Below are 15,522 nucleotides of genomic sequence, written 5' to 3'. Positions count from 1 at the left end.
TTAATCGCTCCTTGCGCTCACAAGGCACAGGCATTCTTCAACGATACACAACGTAGCATCGGGGCGGCCCGTTTTTTTCATGTAATCGGCCATAGTATGCAATTTCTCCGGAGCTTGCAAGAGCCCCGCAACCTGATCGGCGATGACAGTTGCGGAAAGTTCTCTTTCCGGGAAAACCACGGCCCCGCCTTTCCGGGCATAATAGTTGGCGTTGATTTCCTGGTGATTATCAGCGGCATGGGGATAGGGCACCAGCAGGGCCGGCAGCCCCACGACCGCCAGTTCGGCCAGGGTGGTGGCCCCGGCCCGGGAAACCACCAGACTGGCCCGACTGTAGAGCGAGGCCATATCCTGAAAAAAATCCTTTACCTCGGCCCGGATCCCCAGGGCGCTGTAGCCCGCCCGGACACGATCCTGATCTCGACTTCCAGTCTGGTGAATGACCATGAAGTCACCAGCCAGCCTTTTTTTCAATTCTGGGGCCGCCTCCAGCATCACCATGTTGAGACGGTGCGCTCCCTGACTGCCGCCCAGGACAAGTATCACCGGAGGCTCGGACCAGACACGCTTCCTTGCGGCAACATGGAGAATCTCCGCCCTGATCGGATTTCCAGTCACCATTGTCCGTGCGGCCGGAAACGGATAATCGCAGGGTATGGAAAGAAAAATCCGGTCAGCTATCCGGGACAGTATCCGGTTGGCCAGGCCAGGGACCGAATTCTGTTCGTGGATACAGACCGGTATCCTCTTCCCGGCCAGACCAAGCTTTGCCGCCAGCAACACCGGCCCGGTCACATAGCCGCCAACCCCCAGGGCCAGATCAGGCCTGAATCGGGACAGAATCCTCCCGGCCTGCCACACCGCCTTTGGCAAAACAGCCAGTGACTGCATCCTATGGCCAATCCCCACACCTTTGAGCCCCATGCAGGAGATAGTGCTCCGCTCGAAATCACAGCCACCAAGAGTGGTCTGATCAAGCTGCCGCTCGGTACCGATAAAGAGTACCCGGCAGCCGGGAATCCGTTCCTGCATTGCAGTGGCCACGGCAATGCCGGGGAAGAGGTGCCCCCCTGTTCCGCCTCCGGTTACGATAATCCGCATGTGGCCAGGTCACCGGTCGAACAGTGACATCCCGCGCCTGCACCAGATTGTTGCGCGGCAATGAAAACCTGCAGGTTTTCCATGGCCTCGGCAAAGCACTCCGGACAATAGCCATGGGTGAGCCGTTCATCGACCGGGAGGACAACCCCTTCCACCCAGATGCCGCCAAGCTCTGTGCGCTGGCAGGCACAACAAATCTTAACCATCTCCAGGATCTCCTTCGCTCTCTTCTTTTTTCTTCTCCGACTGCAGGGACCAAACCGCGTTTTCAAAAACCTCTCCACGCTGTCCATATCCCGCAAACATGTCAAAACTGGCACAGGCAGGCGAAAGAAGCACTGTCCCCCCTGTCCCGGCAAGGGTCCAGGCCTTTCGGACCGCCTCTTCCATGGACCCGGCCCGTACCGCAGGCACCAGGTCACCAAGGGCCTCTTCCAGAGCCTCGGTCGCCTCGCCGATCAGCACCAGGTGCTTCACCCTGGCAGCCACACTTTCACGCAGAACCCTGAAATCGTTCTCCTTGCTGCGTCCGCCACAAATCAGCACCACCGGACTGTCACAGCTTTCCAGGGCCGCGATCACCGCCCCGGTGTTCGTGGCCTTGGAATCGTCGATAAAACGAACACCACCCACCAAGGCCACCTCGGCCATCCTGTGCGCTGGCGGCGTGAACCTCTGCAAACCGGCTGCAATGGCCGATGGCGGGCATCCTGCCACCCTGGCCGCCAGGATAGCCGCTGCCGCATTGAATCGGTTGATCCGCGAACTCAGCCGGGTTCCCGCAAGCGGGTAGGTCTCGTCGACCATCTGTCCGTGGATAACACCGTGCAACCGGACACCGTCTGGTATCACCCGGGCCTGGGCCGACTCTTTTTCACCAAAACCAAGCACGCTGACATCCGCCACCACTTGGGTTTCCATGACCAGCGGATCATCGATGCAAAGAATCGCCGTATCCCCTGCACGTTGGCTGGCAAAGAGCCTGGCCTTGGCCGCGGCATAGCGCTCCATGGTTCCATGGCGATCAAGATGATCAGGGCTTAAATTGAGCAGTATCCCTATATTCGGCCGGAAATCACCGCTGAGCTCCAGCTGGAAGCTGCTCAGCTCCAGGACCGCCACCTGGTTTTTTTCCTGCTCTTTTTTTTCCTCTGCCTCTTTCGCCTGCTTATCTTCCTCCGGGGATAAAAAAAAGATATCCAGCAGCGGCCGGCCTATATTCCCACCCACAAAGGGATGCATACCGCCGGTTTCCAGCAGGGTGCCGATGAGCCCGGTGACCGTGGTCTTGCCGTTACTGCCGGTCACCGCGATCACAGGCATCTTCAGACGACCGCTGGCCAGGGCCAGCTCGCCGACCACGGGAATCCCGCGCTCCCTGGCAAAAGCCAGAACATCCAGATCCAGGGGCACCCCGGGACTGGGCACCACCAGATCGGCATCCTCGATACACTTTTCCGTGTGCCCGCCGCTTTCCAGCTCGACCCCGAGCCTGTCAAGCAGGGCAAGATCCTCCTGGCCAAGCTCTTCCTCGGACCGAAACTCGGACACGACCACAGAAGCGCCGAGCCGACGGAGAAAACGCACCGTGGCCAGGCCCGAACTTCCCAGGCCGAGAACCACTGCCTTTGTATCAGGACCCGGATTCAGCATCAGCGCAGTTTCAGGGTAGCCAGGGCGATCAGCCCCAAAATGATGGAGATGATCCAGAAGCGGACCACCACTTTGGGTTCCTGCCAGCCCTTTTTCTCGAAATGGTGATGAAACGGTGCCATGAGAAAAATCCGCCTCCCACCGGAAATCTTGAAATAACCGACCTGCAGAATCACCGAGAGCGCCTCCAGCACAAAAATACCGCCGACAATGGCCAGAAGAAATTCCTGTTTGATGATAATGGACACCGCGCCCAGGGTACCGCCCAGGGCCAGGGATCCCACATCGCCCATGAAAATCTCGGCCGGATAGGCATTGAACCAGAGAAATCCCAGACAGGCCCCCACCATGGTGCCACAGAAAATGGCCACCTCGCCGGCACCCTGGACATAAGGAATCTGCAGATAGCTCGCCACCACAGCGTTACCGGCCACATAGGAAAAAATCAGGTACACTCCACCGCTGATCACCACCGGGCCTGCAGCCAGGCCGTCGAGTCCGTCGGTGAGGTTGACAGCATTGGACGCACCAACGATAACCAGGACCGCAAAGGGCACATACCACCAGCCGAGATCTGGATGAAAATTCTTGATAAAGGGCAGACTGAGGGTGCCGTCATACTCCGGATGAAGGAGAATATAGAGCCCGACCATGGAAGCCCCGATCATCTGCAGCACCAGCTTGCCACGGGCCGAGAGTCCCTGGGTGTTCTGTTTTCTTATCTTGCGCAGATCATCGATGGAGCCGATCATACCGAAGAAGAGGCAGATCCCCAGAAGCAGCCAGATAAGACCAGAGGTCAGGTCCGCCCACAGCAGGGTGGAGACCATCATGGCTGCCAGTATCAATACCCCGCCCATGGTCGGTACGCCCTGCTTGGAGAAGTGACTGCTGGGTCCGTCACTGCGCACCACCTGGCCGATCTGGCGGGCCTTTTGCCAGCGGATAAACCGGGGGCCGAGCCAGATCACGATCAGAAAGGCGGTGATCGTCGCCCCGATGGACCGGAACGTGATGTAACGAAACACGTTCAGGGCGCCGAAGGTGGTATGCAGCGAATAAAGAAGATGATAGAGCATGCGGTTTTATTTTTTATCTTCCGTGTTGTGGGTTGTTGCAGAACCAATTTCCAGACACATCAGCTCGGCCGGTCCGGTCGCAGGCTCAATCGGTCCTTAAGCCCCTTGATTACCTGCTCCATACGCATCCCGCGCGAGCCCTTGACCAGAATCCAGTCCTCCCCGGTCAGCCGGCCACAGATAACCAGGGCATGGAGCCAACCGGCCATGGTATCGGTATCGGCAAAGACCTGTACCTGTGCCGGATCCATCCCGCCCGTCCGCGCTCCCTCGGCCACAGTATCGGCAAACTGGCCTGTGACGACCAGGAGATCGAAACCAAGCTCTGCCACCCGCAAACCCACCTCATGATGGGCCTGCCTTGCTCCGGGGCCAAGCTCCAGCATATCACCCAGGGCCGCCACCCGTCGGCAGTCTTTGCTGCCAAACGATGATACGGTTTCCAGGGCCGCAGCCATGGAGGCGGGATTGGCATTGTAGGCATCATTGACCACCTGGATGCCGCCTGGCAACCGGCAGACCTGCATCCGTTTATCCTGCGGTCGGTAGACAACAAGGCCCTCAACAATGGTTTCCGGCGCTATCCCGGCCGCATGGGCGATGGCGGCGGCGCAACAGCAGTTGCTCACATTGTGCAGACCTGGTGCCGCCACGTTGATCCGCTCCTTCCAGGGACCGATATGAAGGGTGAAACGGATCCCTTTTTCCCCAAGGTTTGCCACCCGGGTGGCCCGGACCACGGGATTGTATTTTCTTCCCGCAGGGGTCACGGCAAAGCCGATCTGGTGCTTACCGGCACGCCGGGCCAACCGTCTTGTATGGGGGTTGTCGTAATTGATCACGCAGACACCATCGGCGCGCATGGCGGCAAAGAGTTCGCCCTTGGCCTCCCTGACCCCATCCAGGCTGCCAAGGCCTTCCAGGTGTGCGGCCTGGACATTGGTGATGCAGCCGATATCGGGATCGGCGATCCCGGTCAGGCGCTCGATTTCACCGGGCCGGTTCATCCCCATCTCCAGGACAGCCAGACGATGGGTGGCCTGCAGGGGGAGAAGCGACAGGGGCAGGCCGATCAGATTATTGAAATTGCCCCGGGTCTTGAGCACCTTCCACGGCGGCTCGAGATGACGGCTGAATATGGAACCTGTCATCTCCTTGACCGTGGTTTTCCCCGAGCTGCCGGTGATGGCCGCAACTGTGCATTGGCGGCCAGCCAGACGGCGCCGAAATCCTGCCAGATCTCCAAGGGCCTGCAATGTGTCCTTGACCCGGACGGTCGCCACCCCGGTTTCACGGCAATCACGGGAAACCACGACGCAGGCCGCTCCTTTTTCCACTGCTTCCGGAATGTAGGCATGACCGTCAAAACTCTCTCCAACCAGGGCGACAAAGATGTCGCCGGGACGGATAGCGCGGCTGTCGGTGCAAACCCGGACAAACATGCGGGGGCCGGGATCCGGAGAGAGGAGATGTCCTCCGGTTGCGGCGCAGACCAGGCGCGGATTCCAGGTCATAAGCCCGTTTTGCGCCTCGAGCCGGTCGTCAAAAAAACGGCGGCTCCCGGGCTGCCCGGCCGGACCGATGACCTGACAACTCTCATGCCCCTTGCCGGCGACAAGGACAACATCTTCCGATTCAGCCAGGCTGCAGGCGAGCTTGATGGCCTTCTTCCGGTCCTCCACCAGGGTATAGCCCCGCTGGCGGGAAAAGAGCTCAGAAGCCGAATATCTGGCGAGCCCGGTTTCGCGGATACCCTCCTCTATACCGGCCAGGATGACAGCGGGATTTTCGGTCCGCGGATTATCCGAGGTCACCACTACGGTATCGGCCAACCTGGCTGCAATGCGACCCATCTCCGGTCGTTTGCCCTGGTCCCGGTCACCGCCGCAGCCAAAGACGCAGACAAGCCTGCCCCTGGCCAGGGGACGGAGAGCGGCCAGGACACTGGCCAGGGCATCGGGCGTGTGGGCATAATCAACAAACACGGTGGGAAAGAGATCCGGATATCCTCCCGTCAGACTGACCCGTTCCAGCCGCCCGGGCACCTGCCCCACCGTGCCCAGTCCAGCAGCCACCTGCTTAAAATCCAGGCCAAGTGCCAGGCCGACCCCGGCGGAACTGAGCAGGTTGGCCATGTTGTATGTCCCGGTCAGCGGAGTATCGAGCATCACCCTTGTGGTCTCATGTCGTCTGTCCTCGACACACCGGCTGTCTTCGACACACCGTCTGTCTTCGACACACTCCATAACCAGGCGGCTTCCGGTCACCCCCTGCTGTTCGATGCGTCCGCGCAGATGACAGTCGGCGGTGAAACCGCAGGCAAGCAGCCGCTGGCCCCCGGACGTCTGCTTCTGACCCACCATCTGTCTGCCACATACTGCTCTCAGCTCAGCATAGAGCCGCCGCCCCCAGCCCTCCGCCTTATCCATGGTGATAACCGCAACTCCGTCCGGGGCCAAATAACGAGTGAAGAGCATCTTCTTGGCCGCAAAATAGGACTCCATATCACCGTGGAAATCCAGGTGATCTCGACTGAGGTTGGTAAAAACCGCCACCTGAAACCTGAGCCCGGCCACCCGTTTCTGAACCAGGGCATGGGAAGAAACCTCCATGATCACGTGGCTCACTCCGGCTGCCGCCATTTCAGCCAACAACCCCTGAAGCTGAACCGGATCCGGGGTGGTCAACAACGCTTCCCGCAGGACCTGTTCTCCGTGGGCGTCGGGATAACGGTAATTCACCGTTCCGATCACCCCTACCCGGTACCCCTGGTGAGTGAGCATGGCTTCCATGAGCCAGGAAGTGGTGGTCTTGCCGTTGGTGCCGGTGAGGCCGATCAACACCATCTTCCTGGCCGGATAATCGTGCAGGGCCGCGGCCAGCAGGCCAAGAGCCAGGTGGGTGTCTGCCACCCGGATCAGCTGCACACCCGGACCCGGGGCCGGCACTTCCCGCTCGATTACCACCGCCGCTGCCCCCTGCGCCACAGCCTGGAGGATAAAATCGTGCCCGTCCACATGCTCTCCGGCCAGGGCGACAAAGAGGCTGCCCGGACCCACCTCCCTGGAATCGGCGGCTATGGCCGTTATTTCCGGAGCATGGCTGTCCGACTGCACCTGGAGCACCAGGTCCCGGGGCAGGGAATCTATCAGGGCGTCAAGTTTCATGCTTTACAGACTGGATACAAACCAACGGTTACAGCGATGCTCTCCCGTACCGGAGCGCATCGTCTGGTCAATGGTTCAGATAACCGGTTCCAGGGTCAACACACATTCCTGACCGGCGGCCAGGGGCTCTCCGGGACCTGGGCGCTGGCCGACTATCCGGCCGCTGCCCTGGATCCGAACCAGGATTTTCTTGCCATCGAGCCGCTGCAGCCCCTTGCGCAGGCTCAAGCCCAACAGCTCCGGCATGGCCACCCTGGGCGAAGGACCGGCTTTCTTTTTTTCTTCCCGGTAATTGATGGTACTGGCAATAAGAAACCGTTTGTAGTTGGCCTCACTCCGACCGGCAGGATGGTCTGCCACCAGGGTCTGGCTGCTACTCTCCAGAATGTCCGGCAGGAGCTCCATTCCCAGGTCGGCCAGAGACCGGCCCCTGGTATCGACCTCTCCAGGCAGCGGGTAGCAGGAGTCACGACTGGTGACCAGCAAGAGCAGAACCTGTGGATTTTTCCTTGGAGTCACCCCGATAACCAGGTCCTGCAGGACAGTTATTCTTGCCTGGTCCACCACCTCGGTGCGGCGACCCGAGCGGCTGTACACGGCCATGGTTTTGCTGCCCTTCATGGTGGACAGGAGTTCCCGACGCAGCCTGAGTGCCAGAACCGGGTCAACCACCTGACGACGTTTTTTACGGTCATAACTCTGCGAACGGGTATAGGTACGGCCTGTCGCCCGGTCATACACCGACTCGAGGAATACAGGTTCCACCAGGCGACCGCCATTGATCATGCTGGCCGCCGCAGCCGCCACCTTCAGGGGGGTGATCCTCTGCCCCGTGACATTATCCTGACCGGCAGCCCCGACCCCGGCCACCGACGCCAGTGTGTCAAGGGCAGACGGTGTGTCGAAGACAGACGACCGTTCCGGCAGCGAATTGCGCAGCCCGAAACGGGCCATGGCTGCCGCCACATCCCCGGCCTTCAACCCCAGATCCGGAGCCGCGACCATTTCCGGCGGCAACGGCGGGCCAAAGGGCCCCTGGCCGGTGATCGCCCAGGCCCGGGCCAGCAGGGGCCGAATCAGGTCTTCTGCCAGGGGTTCACTGACCACCTGGTTGCGGCGGGCCGGATCATCAGCCTGCCAGAAATGATTGGGATTAAACGATGGCAGGCTCACCATGGCCAGTATCCTGCCGGTGCGGACTTCCATGGCCAGGGCCATGCCCCGGTCGGCGGACTGTTGTTCCAGCATCCGCCCAAACTCCCGCTCTATCTTCTTCTGCAGCTCAAGATCCAGACTCAAAACCACATCCATGCCGTGCTCGCCGAAACTCTCCTGACCGCCAAAGTCGATCTCCGGCATATCCGCGGCCTGGAGCTCACCAGGCTGCAGGAGGATGTCATAGATGGACTCGGCCCCGGCGAGCCCCACTCCATCTCCTGCAAAACCGACCACATGCGCACCGCTGGTATGGGCCGGATAATACCTGGCCTCGGCCGGCCGACAGTACACCCCGGATCGCTTGCCGGCGCAGACTTCCCAAACCGCTTCCCGGGTCAGATTATCGGCAACCTTGAACGTATGCCGGGCGGAACGGAGCTGATTTTCGACCTCCTCCGGAGAACGCTTCGTCAAGCCGGCAAGGAAGGCGGCAAGCTCTTTTTTATCCCCGATTTCGGCCGGCCGGACATACAGGCTAAACAGCGGATAGCTGATCGCCAGCTCCCGGTAGCCACGATCGTACACCGTGCCCCTTAAAACAGGTTCAGCGGACCTGGTGTCCGCTGAAGGAGCCTTTTCGCCGGCAGCGAGCTGAATGATTCTGCCGATATCCTGGAGGGAAAGAGGTAATCTGAACAGGAATGATCCAGCTGCCGCCAGCAAAAAGACAAGCAGTATACAGAGACAAAAGCGCCTTCTTTTTGTATGTTTTCGTATCCTGGAAGGCCGTTTCATCTTCAGGTAGTTTGAAAAATCAGGGTGTTGATCGAAAGTAGAGAGCGAAGACGCCTCTGTGCCCGCCCGGAGACAGGTCTGGCCGACACTACATCTTGACCCGATGCACCTGGTTCTTTCCAGGTACATGGAGATCAAAACGAACAGCGGCCACAGCCTCCACATGCTGCCTGGAGGCCAGCTTGGCCCGGGAGGCCAGGAGCCGGATATTCTCCTCGCCCAGCTCGACCCGCTGGCTCTGCTGCTGCTCCATAACCCGCAAAGCAGATCCGATCCGCCACTGCATCAACTGCCCGGCCCCGAGCGCGGCCACAAAACCAAGAGCAACAACAAAAGCCACCGGCCGGTGCAGCCGCCGGGGAAGAAATTCATCGCTGCGGGACGACACCTGCTGCCGCATGCCAAGATGAACAGGACCTGGCCGATATATTCTGGTATTCATACCTGGCGTCATAATCTCTTCCTCCTGTTATCAGTTACGTGGTCACAATCCTTGCAACCCTGAGCCTGGCACTGCGGGCCCGGGGATTTCGCTCAATTTCTTCCGGGGACGGTTCCACCGGTTTCCTGACCATCAGCTCATAGGCCGGGTTGTCCATAAGTCCCCGTTTGACGATACGGTCTTCCAGCGAATGAAAGGTGATTACGCAGATTACCCCGCCCCGCCTGAGGACAGACGGTGCCTGGGCAAGCACCTGGACAATATTGTCGAACTCCCTGTTGACCGCGATGCGCAGGGCCTGAAACACCCGGGTCGCCACATGGATTCTGCGGGGGTGATATTTGTGCGGGATAGCCCGGGCCACCAGCTCGGACAACTGCCTGGTGGTGGTGATCGGTGTCTTTTTCCGTTCTTCGACCACAAACCGGGCTATGCGCCGGGCCTGCCGTTCCTCGCCGAAGCGGTAGAAGACATCGGCAAGCTCCTCTTCATTGAGCCGGGCGACAATGTCGGCGCCGGTCAGCGACAAATCCGCAGACATCCGCATGTCAAGCGGTGCGTCGTGGCGAAAGCTGAAACCCCGCTCCGGCCGATCGAGCTGGAGGGAGGAAACCCCCAGGTCAAGCAGCAATCCGTCAACAGACGATTCCCCGGCCTCCTCCAGGCGCCCGGCAAGCTCTACATACGAGGCAGGGATGATCCTCATCCGGTCTCCGAACCGGGCCAGCCGCCCGGCAGCCAGGGACACCGCCTCCAGGTCCCATTCAAAACCGATCACCCGGCCTCCGGGAGCGCTGGCCTCGAGGATGGCCTGGGCATGTCCACCCAGACCAAGGGTTCCATCCACATACACCCCGCCGCTTCGTGGCTGCAGATACGCCAGCACTTCGCGAGACAGGACTGGTACGTGCGGAGCAGGGCCCATATTCTCCACCGGCTACAGGATCCCCAGCGAGGAAAGTCCCTGTTCGAAATCCTGAAAGTTTTCCCTGGTCCGGCGGGTTTCGTTCTGCCAGGCGGTCTTGTCCCAGATCTCGAAATGATCGAGCATACCGTTCAAGACCACTTCCTTGCCGATACCGAATTCAGTACGCAGTGAACCGGGCAGAAGAATACGTCCCTGCTTGTCCAGAGGACATTCGGTCACACCGGAGATGACATAACGGACAAAATCGCCGAACCCCGGCTGCATCCGGCCCTCGGTGAGCAGCTTCTCTTCCAGTATTTCCCATTCGGGTACGGGGTAGGCCTTGAGGCTTTTCTGCCAGTTGGTGACGATCAGGATCTCGTCATAGACCTCGCGCAGAACTTCCCGGAAACGGCTCGGAATATTGAGCCGCCCCTTGGCATCGAGCGTATGCTCGGACCTGCTGCGAAATCTGAGTTCTCCGACCCTGTCCTTATTCAAACCACTCTCCGCACTCCGTGACCCCGGAAAACCATTTCGAGGCCCTTTGGACCACTTTACACCACTTAGCTATGGTTCTATCCCAGCAGCCCCTGGGAGTCAAGAAAAATTAGGACATAACTTCAGCCAGTTGACCAGAAAGACAAAAACAGAAGAAAGCACAATATAATGTGTGCCGAGACGACACAGAGCACTACATAGAGAAGACTCAACGATGGACAGGGACAGGCTCCTGCAATCCGACCAAGAGCGTGCGAGGAAGGAACTTCTTGTTCTTAAAAGAGAAAAAAAAGATAATAAAAAAAGGACAACCTGTACCCCTGCCGACCATTCCAGCCGGGTGGGGCAAGGTGGGGTGAAAAATGCTGCGTGGCTTAGATCCTAATCTTTCAACAGGGAGGAAAAATCAAGATCGCTGGCAAAGGTGTGCTCGTCCGCCGGGAAGGTTCCCTTAGCCACGTCGCGCAGGTAGGCGGAGACCCCGTCTTTGATCTGGGGAGCAAGGTTACAGTATTTTTTGATGAAACTGGGGGTAAACTTCTCAAATAGACCGAGCATGTCATTGGTGACCAGCACCTGGCCGTCGCAGTCCGGGCCGGCGCCGATGCCGATGGTGGGCACGGAGAGGCGGGAGGTGACCACCCGGGCCAGGCCACCGGGCACGCATTCGAGCACCAGGGCAAAGATGCCGGCCTCTTCCAGGGCCAGGGCATCCTCCACCAGCTTGCGGGCTGCGTCCATGTCCCGTCCCTGCACCTTGTAGCCACCCAGCTGGCCTGCGGTCTGCGGAGTCAGACCAAGATGCCCCATGACCGGAATCCCGGCCCGGACCAGGGCCTGGACATGGTCGCAGACCTCGCGTCCACCCTCGAGCTTGACCGCATCACAGCCGCCCTCTTTGAGAAAACGAAAGCCGTTACGCACGGTTTCCGAAACACTGACCTGGTAGGAGCCAAAAGGCATGTCGCCAACCACCAGGGTCTGACCACCACCCCGGCGCACGGCCCGGCAGTGGTGGAGCATTTCCTCCATGGTCACCGGTACAGTGGAGTCATAACCGAGCACCACCATACCCAGAGAATCCCCGACGAGCAGCATGTCCACCCCGCACTGCTCAAGCAGCCGGGCCATGGGCGCGTCATAAGCGGTGAGCATGGTCAGACCGCCACCTTTTTTTTCCCGAATATCCTTGACCGTGAGTTTTTTCATCTTGTCACTGTAAGCTTAATGGGCCTTTTCAGGTTTTTTCAGGTAGGTATCCCGTTGCTACCCAACCGATGATATCCCCACCCCCTCCTCGTGACAGCCGCTCTGCGAAGGTGGCACCGGATCCAGTCCCGCACCCGTGCTCGTGAACGGACACGAAAACACAACCGTACCACGCAACAACAAACCTCGTTTACTCAAAGAGTCCCGGCTGGTGCCCTTCTCCCCGGCGCATCGGCCGGCCGAAATGTTCATAGGCCGCAGCCGTGGCCATGCGTCCCCTGGGGGTCCGGACCAGGAAACCGGACTGGATCAGGAATGGTTCATACACGTCTTCCAGGGTATTCTTTTCCTCGCACACCACCGTGGCCAGGGTATCGAGCCCGATGGGACCGCCCTGAAACTTGTCGATGAGCGTCAGGAGAATACGCCGGTCCATCTCGTCCAGGCCGCGCTGGTCGACAGAGAGCATGGTCAGTGCCCGGTCCGCCACTTCCCGGGTGATCACCTTGTGGCCACCCACCTCGGAGAAATCCCGCACCCGCCTGAGCAGCCGGTTGGCAATCCGCGGCGTCCCCCGGGACCGCCGGCCCAGTTCCATGGCCCCGTCGTCATCGATCTCCATCCCGAACAGCCGGGCCGAACGTTTGATGATAGTCACCAGCTCTTCCGGAGAATAGAAATCAAGCCGCAAAATCACCCCGAAGCGATCGCGGAGCGGCGGGGTCAGAAGACCGGTCCGGGTGGTGGCCCCGACCAGGGTGAAACGGGGCAAATCCATCTTCACCGAGCGCGCCCCCGGTCCCTGGCCGATCACCAGGTCGAGCTGATAATCCTCCATGGCCGGGTAGAGGATCTCTTCCACCACGTGATTGAGGCGGTGGATCTCGTCAATGAACAGGACGTCGCCGGCCTGAAGACTGGTGAGGATGGCGGCCAGATCCCCGGGCCGCTCGATCACCGGGCCCGAGGTCACCTTGATTCCGGCCTGCATCTCGTGGGCGATGATATAGGCCAGCGTGGTCTTGCCAAGCCCTGGAAAACCGTGGAACAGGACATGATCCAGGGCTTCGCCCCGCTGCCGGGCGGCCTGGATGAAGATACGCAACGACTCCTTGACCTGTTCCTGGCCAATATACTGGTCCAGGCTCCGCGGCCGCAGGTCGGTATCCGGCGTCACATCGTCTGCCAGCTCCTGCCGGGCAACCAGCCGCTTTCCTGTCAGCTCTTCCTCAAAGTTCATAGGTTGGTCCCGAAACACAACAAAAAGTACAAAAAGTACAAAAAAATCTCATCGGGCCAGCACCTGCAGCGCTTCACGAATCAACTCCTCGACCTTCATGGCCGCGGCAGCCTCGGGATCATGCTGCTGGACACTGCGCAGGGCCTGCCAGGCCATGTTCTGGGGATAACCGAGATTGACAAGAGCCGAGGCAGCGTCCTGCATGGCATGTCCTTCCACTGCGACCGGAGCGACGGCTTCCGGCTCGCCCCCATCCCAGCCACCGGCCAGGGCGCCCACCTTCTCCCCCAGCTCCATACACAACCGCTGGGCCGTCTTCTTGCCCACCCCGGAGAGAGCAACCAGGCGGGAGAGATTCTTCATGCTGATGGCCTCGCACAGCTCGGCCGCGGAAATCCCGGAAAGGATGGACAGGGCCAGCTTGGGCCCGACCCCGGATACCGTGTTCAGAAGCAGGAAGAGTTCCTTTTCCTCGACCTCACTGAAGCCGTACAGGGTTATGGCATCCTCACGGACACTGGTATGGATGTAAAGAAAGGTTTCTTCACCCGTGGAAGGCAGCCGGTCATAGGTCCGGCCTGAAACCTGGACCTCGTAGCCCACTCCGCGGACATCGACAATGACACTGCCAGGCAGTTTATGAAAAATGGTTCCTGTGAGCGCGGCTATCATTGACGGAGATCTAACTCCCAGTGGTTACGATCGTATCTTTTCATATACAGTACTCGGTGGCGCAGAGGCGACGGTATCCCGGGAAGCGGTAACAACGCGAGCACCGTGCCCGTGAACGTTCACGAGCACGTGGACGGTCACGGATGTAAGCCGGATACCAGGGCAGCGGCTATTCTTCCTCCGGGCTCGTCTTATCCCCTGAAAAAACTCGTGGCATCCGCTCCTGCGAGGGTGACGCTGAACCTGTGCAGGGTCAACTCCCCTCACAGTCCGCTCGGATAATCCATGTGATTGGCGTGGCAGATGGCCACGGCCAGGGCGTCGGCAGCGTCGCTGGAGGGTGTACCGGAGAGTTCGAGCAGCACCTGGACCATGCGCTGCACCTGGGCCTTGTCAGCCTGGCCGTATCCGGCCACGGCCTGCTTGACCATCCGCGGCGTGTAGTCAAAAACCGCCAGCTCGCTTTGCATGGCCGCAACCACGGCCACCCCCCGGGCCTGGCCGAGTTTCATGGCCGAGCGGGGATTGGTTGCCACAAAGACGTCTTCCACCGCCGCTACTTCGGGCCGGTGGCAGTTGATCACTTCGCAAAGCCCCTGGTGAATCTCGAAAAGACGACGGGAAAAGTCCTTTTCCCGGGTCCGGATGGTACCGCAGGTGACAAAACCGAGCAGGGGCCCGTTTTTCTCGATCACGCCATAGCCGGTGGTCCGTGAACCAGGGTCAATACCCAGAATGCGGATGATCTTTACTGCTCCCATTGCTCAGCTGCGACCAACCACCGACCGGGCAGCCGACACAGGTTGCACGAAAAAGATTCGTCCGCGGCCATCTACGACAGCTGCTCCATCAGTTCATCGGGAATATCGAAGTTGGCGTGCACTTTCTGTACATCGTCATGGTCTTCCAGGTTCTCCAGCAGTTTGAGAAGCGACCTGGCCTTTTTCTCCTCGGTCACTTCCACCGTATTCTTGGGCACCATGGAAATGGAGGCCTCGGCAATGGTGATACCGCTCTTTTCCAGGGCATCCACCACCTCGCTGAAATCTTCCGGCTCGGTGAGGATCTGGAACGAGGCTTCCTCTTCGATCACATCCTCGGCTCCGGCCTCGATGGCCAGGTCCATGAGTTCGTCCTCATCAACCCCTTCCCGGTCCACCAGGATGGTGCCTTTCTTGTCAAACATCCAGCCCACGCAGCCAGATTCACCCAGGTTACCGCCGCTCTTGGCAAAGAAATGACGCACATCGGCCACGGTCCGGTTCTTGTTGTCGGTCATGGTCTCCACCAGGACCGCTACGCCACCCGGGCCATACCCTTCATACAAAATCTCCTCATAGGCCACCCCTTCCATGTCGCCGGTACCCTTCTTGATGGCCCGCTCGATATTGTCCTTGGGCATGTTCTGGGCTTTGGCTGCGGTGATGGCACTGCGGAGCCGTGGATTTCCTTCGGGATCACCCCCGCCCATCCGGGCGGCGATGGTAATTTCCTTGATCAGCTTGGTAAAAATCTTACCGCGTTTGGCGTCATTGGCACCTTTCTTCCTCTTGATGGTGCTCCATTTTGAATGTCCAGACACGTTATCCTCTTGGTGA

Annotated in this window: 14 protein-coding genes; all 14 read right to left on the bottom strand. The window is 59.7% G+C overall.

The genetic code is table 11. The features are described from left to right. Nucleotides 1–1,101, bottom strand: a complete 1,101-nt coding sequence (gene murG, locus ACXJJY_RS02620) for an undecaprenyldiphospho-muramoylpentapeptide beta-N-acetylglucosaminyltransferase (protein WP_456385153.1) — start codon at nt 1,099–1,101, stop codon at nt 1–3. Further along, nucleotides 1,086–1,307, bottom strand: a complete 222-nt coding sequence (locus ACXJJY_RS02615) for a hypothetical protein (RefSeq protein ID WP_456385152.1) — start codon at nt 1,305–1,307, stop codon at nt 1,086–1,088. The genes murG and ACXJJY_RS02615 overlap by 16 nt, the downstream gene beginning before the upstream one ends. Continuing rightward, entirely contained in the window at nt 1,300–2,754 is a 1,455-nt protein-coding gene (murD, locus tag ACXJJY_RS02610) for a UDP-N-acetylmuramoyl-L-alanine--D-glutamate ligase (RefSeq protein WP_456385151.1), read from the bottom strand. The genes ACXJJY_RS02615 and murD overlap by 8 nt, the downstream gene beginning before the upstream one ends. Continuing rightward, on the bottom strand, nt 2,754–3,833 hold the full coding sequence (gene mraY / locus ACXJJY_RS02605) for a phospho-N-acetylmuramoyl-pentapeptide-transferase (RefSeq protein WP_456385150.1): 1,080 nt from the start codon (nt 3,831–3,833) through the stop codon (nt 2,754–2,756). The genes murD and mraY overlap by 1 nt, the downstream gene beginning before the upstream one ends. Before the next feature lie 59 nt (nt 3,834–3,892). Then, a complete protein-coding gene (locus tag ACXJJY_RS02600; protein ID WP_456385149.1) occupies nt 3,893–7,000 on the bottom strand; it encodes a UDP-N-acetylmuramoyl-L-alanyl-D-glutamate--2,6-diaminopimelate ligase in 3,108 nt (1,035 codons plus the stop codon). Between the two features lie 75 nt (nt 7,001–7,075). Continuing rightward, nucleotides 7,076–8,953 (bottom strand): penicillin-binding transpeptidase domain-containing protein, encoded by a 1,878-nt coding sequence (locus tag ACXJJY_RS02595; protein ID WP_456385148.1) that lies wholly within the window; start codon nt 8,951–8,953, stop codon nt 7,076–7,078. Between the two features lie 88 nt (nt 8,954–9,041). Next, complete coding sequence (locus ACXJJY_RS02590; RefSeq protein ID WP_456385147.1) at nt 9,042–9,395, bottom strand: hypothetical protein; 354 nt, start codon at nt 9,393–9,395, stop codon at nt 9,042–9,044. Nucleotides 9,396–9,429: 34 nt separating this feature from the next. Next, nucleotides 9,430–10,320 carry a 16S rRNA (cytosine(1402)-N(4))-methyltransferase RsmH gene (rsmH, locus tag ACXJJY_RS02585; RefSeq protein ID WP_456385146.1) on the bottom strand — a complete coding sequence of 297 codons (891 nt, stop codon included), beginning with the start codon at nt 10,318–10,320 and terminating at the stop codon, nt 9,430–9,432. Nucleotides 10,321–10,332: 12 nt separating this feature from the next. Then, entirely contained in the window at nt 10,333–10,803 is a 471-nt protein-coding gene (gene mraZ, locus ACXJJY_RS02580) for a division/cell wall cluster transcriptional repressor MraZ (RefSeq protein WP_456385145.1), read from the bottom strand. Between the two features lie 381 nt (nt 10,804–11,184). Continuing rightward, a complete protein-coding gene (gene panB / locus ACXJJY_RS02575; RefSeq protein ID WP_456385144.1) occupies nt 11,185–12,012 on the bottom strand; it encodes a 3-methyl-2-oxobutanoate hydroxymethyltransferase in 828 nt (275 codons plus the stop codon). Between the two features lie 190 nt (nt 12,013–12,202). Further along, nucleotides 12,203–13,252, bottom strand: a complete 1,050-nt coding sequence (gene ruvB, locus ACXJJY_RS02570) for a Holliday junction branch migration DNA helicase RuvB (RefSeq protein ID WP_456385143.1) — start codon at nt 13,250–13,252, stop codon at nt 12,203–12,205. A 48-nt stretch (nt 13,253–13,300) separates the two neighbouring features. Next, on the bottom strand, nt 13,301–13,924 hold the full coding sequence (gene ruvA, locus ACXJJY_RS02565) for a Holliday junction branch migration protein RuvA (RefSeq protein WP_456385142.1): 624 nt from the start codon (nt 13,922–13,924) through the stop codon (nt 13,301–13,303). 263 nt (nt 13,925–14,187) lie between these two features. Beyond that, nucleotides 14,188–14,685, bottom strand: a complete 498-nt coding sequence (ruvC, locus tag ACXJJY_RS02560) for a crossover junction endodeoxyribonuclease RuvC (protein WP_456385141.1) — start codon at nt 14,683–14,685, stop codon at nt 14,188–14,190. Between the two features lie 71 nt (nt 14,686–14,756). Then, the gene (locus ACXJJY_RS02555; RefSeq protein WP_456385140.1) at nt 14,757–15,506 is read right to left on the bottom strand and encodes a YebC/PmpR family DNA-binding transcriptional regulator; all 750 of its coding nucleotides are present in this window, start codon (nt 15,504–15,506) and stop codon (nt 14,757–14,759) included. Nucleotides 15,507–15,522 lie beyond the last annotated feature (16 nt).

Source organism: Desulfolithobacter sp. (genome assembly GCF_054025815.1).
Note: the sequence above shows the minus strand (reverse complement) of the source record. Positions and strands in the feature narration are given on the sequence as shown.

Bases quoted from the DNA above. Each gene is read 5' to 3' on its own strand.
- murG (WP_456385153.1), bottom strand. From the start codon at position 1,101: ATGCGGATTATCGTAACCGGAGGCGGAACAGGGGGGCACCTCTTCCCC.
- ACXJJY_RS02615 (WP_456385152.1), bottom strand. From the start codon at position 1,307: ATGGTTAAGATTTGTTGTGCCTGCCAGCGCACAGAGCTTGGCGGCATC.
- murD (WP_456385151.1), bottom strand. From the start codon at position 2,754: ATGCTGAATCCGGGTCCTGATACAAAGGCAGTGGTTCTCGGCCTGGGA.
- mraY (WP_456385150.1), bottom strand. From the start codon at position 3,833: ATGCTCTATCATCTTCTTTATTCGCTGCATACCACCTTCGGCGCCCTG.
- ACXJJY_RS02600 (WP_456385149.1), bottom strand. From the start codon at position 7,000: ATGAAACTTGACGCCCTGATAGATTCCCTGCCCCGGGACCTGGTGCTC.
- ACXJJY_RS02595 (WP_456385148.1), bottom strand. From the start codon at position 8,953: ATGAAACGGCCTTCCAGGATACGAAAACATACAAAAAGAAGGCGCTTT.
- ACXJJY_RS02590 (WP_456385147.1), bottom strand. From the start codon at position 9,395: ATGAATACCAGAATATATCGGCCAGGTCCTGTTCATCTTGGCATGCGG.
- rsmH (WP_456385146.1), bottom strand. From the start codon at position 10,320: ATGGGCCCTGCTCCGCACGTACCAGTCCTGTCTCGCGAAGTGCTGGCG.
- panB (WP_456385144.1), bottom strand. From the start codon at position 12,012: ATGAAAAAACTCACGGTCAAGGATATTCGGGAAAAAAAAGGTGGCGGT.
- ruvB (WP_456385143.1), bottom strand. From the start codon at position 13,252: ATGAACTTTGAGGAAGAGCTGACAGGAAAGCGGCTGGTTGCCCGGCAG.
- ruvA (WP_456385142.1), bottom strand. From the start codon at position 13,924: ATGATAGCCGCGCTCACAGGAACCATTTTTCATAAACTGCCTGGCAGT.
- ruvC (WP_456385141.1), bottom strand. From the start codon at position 14,685: ATGGGAGCAGTAAAGATCATCCGCATTCTGGGTATTGACCCTGGTTCA.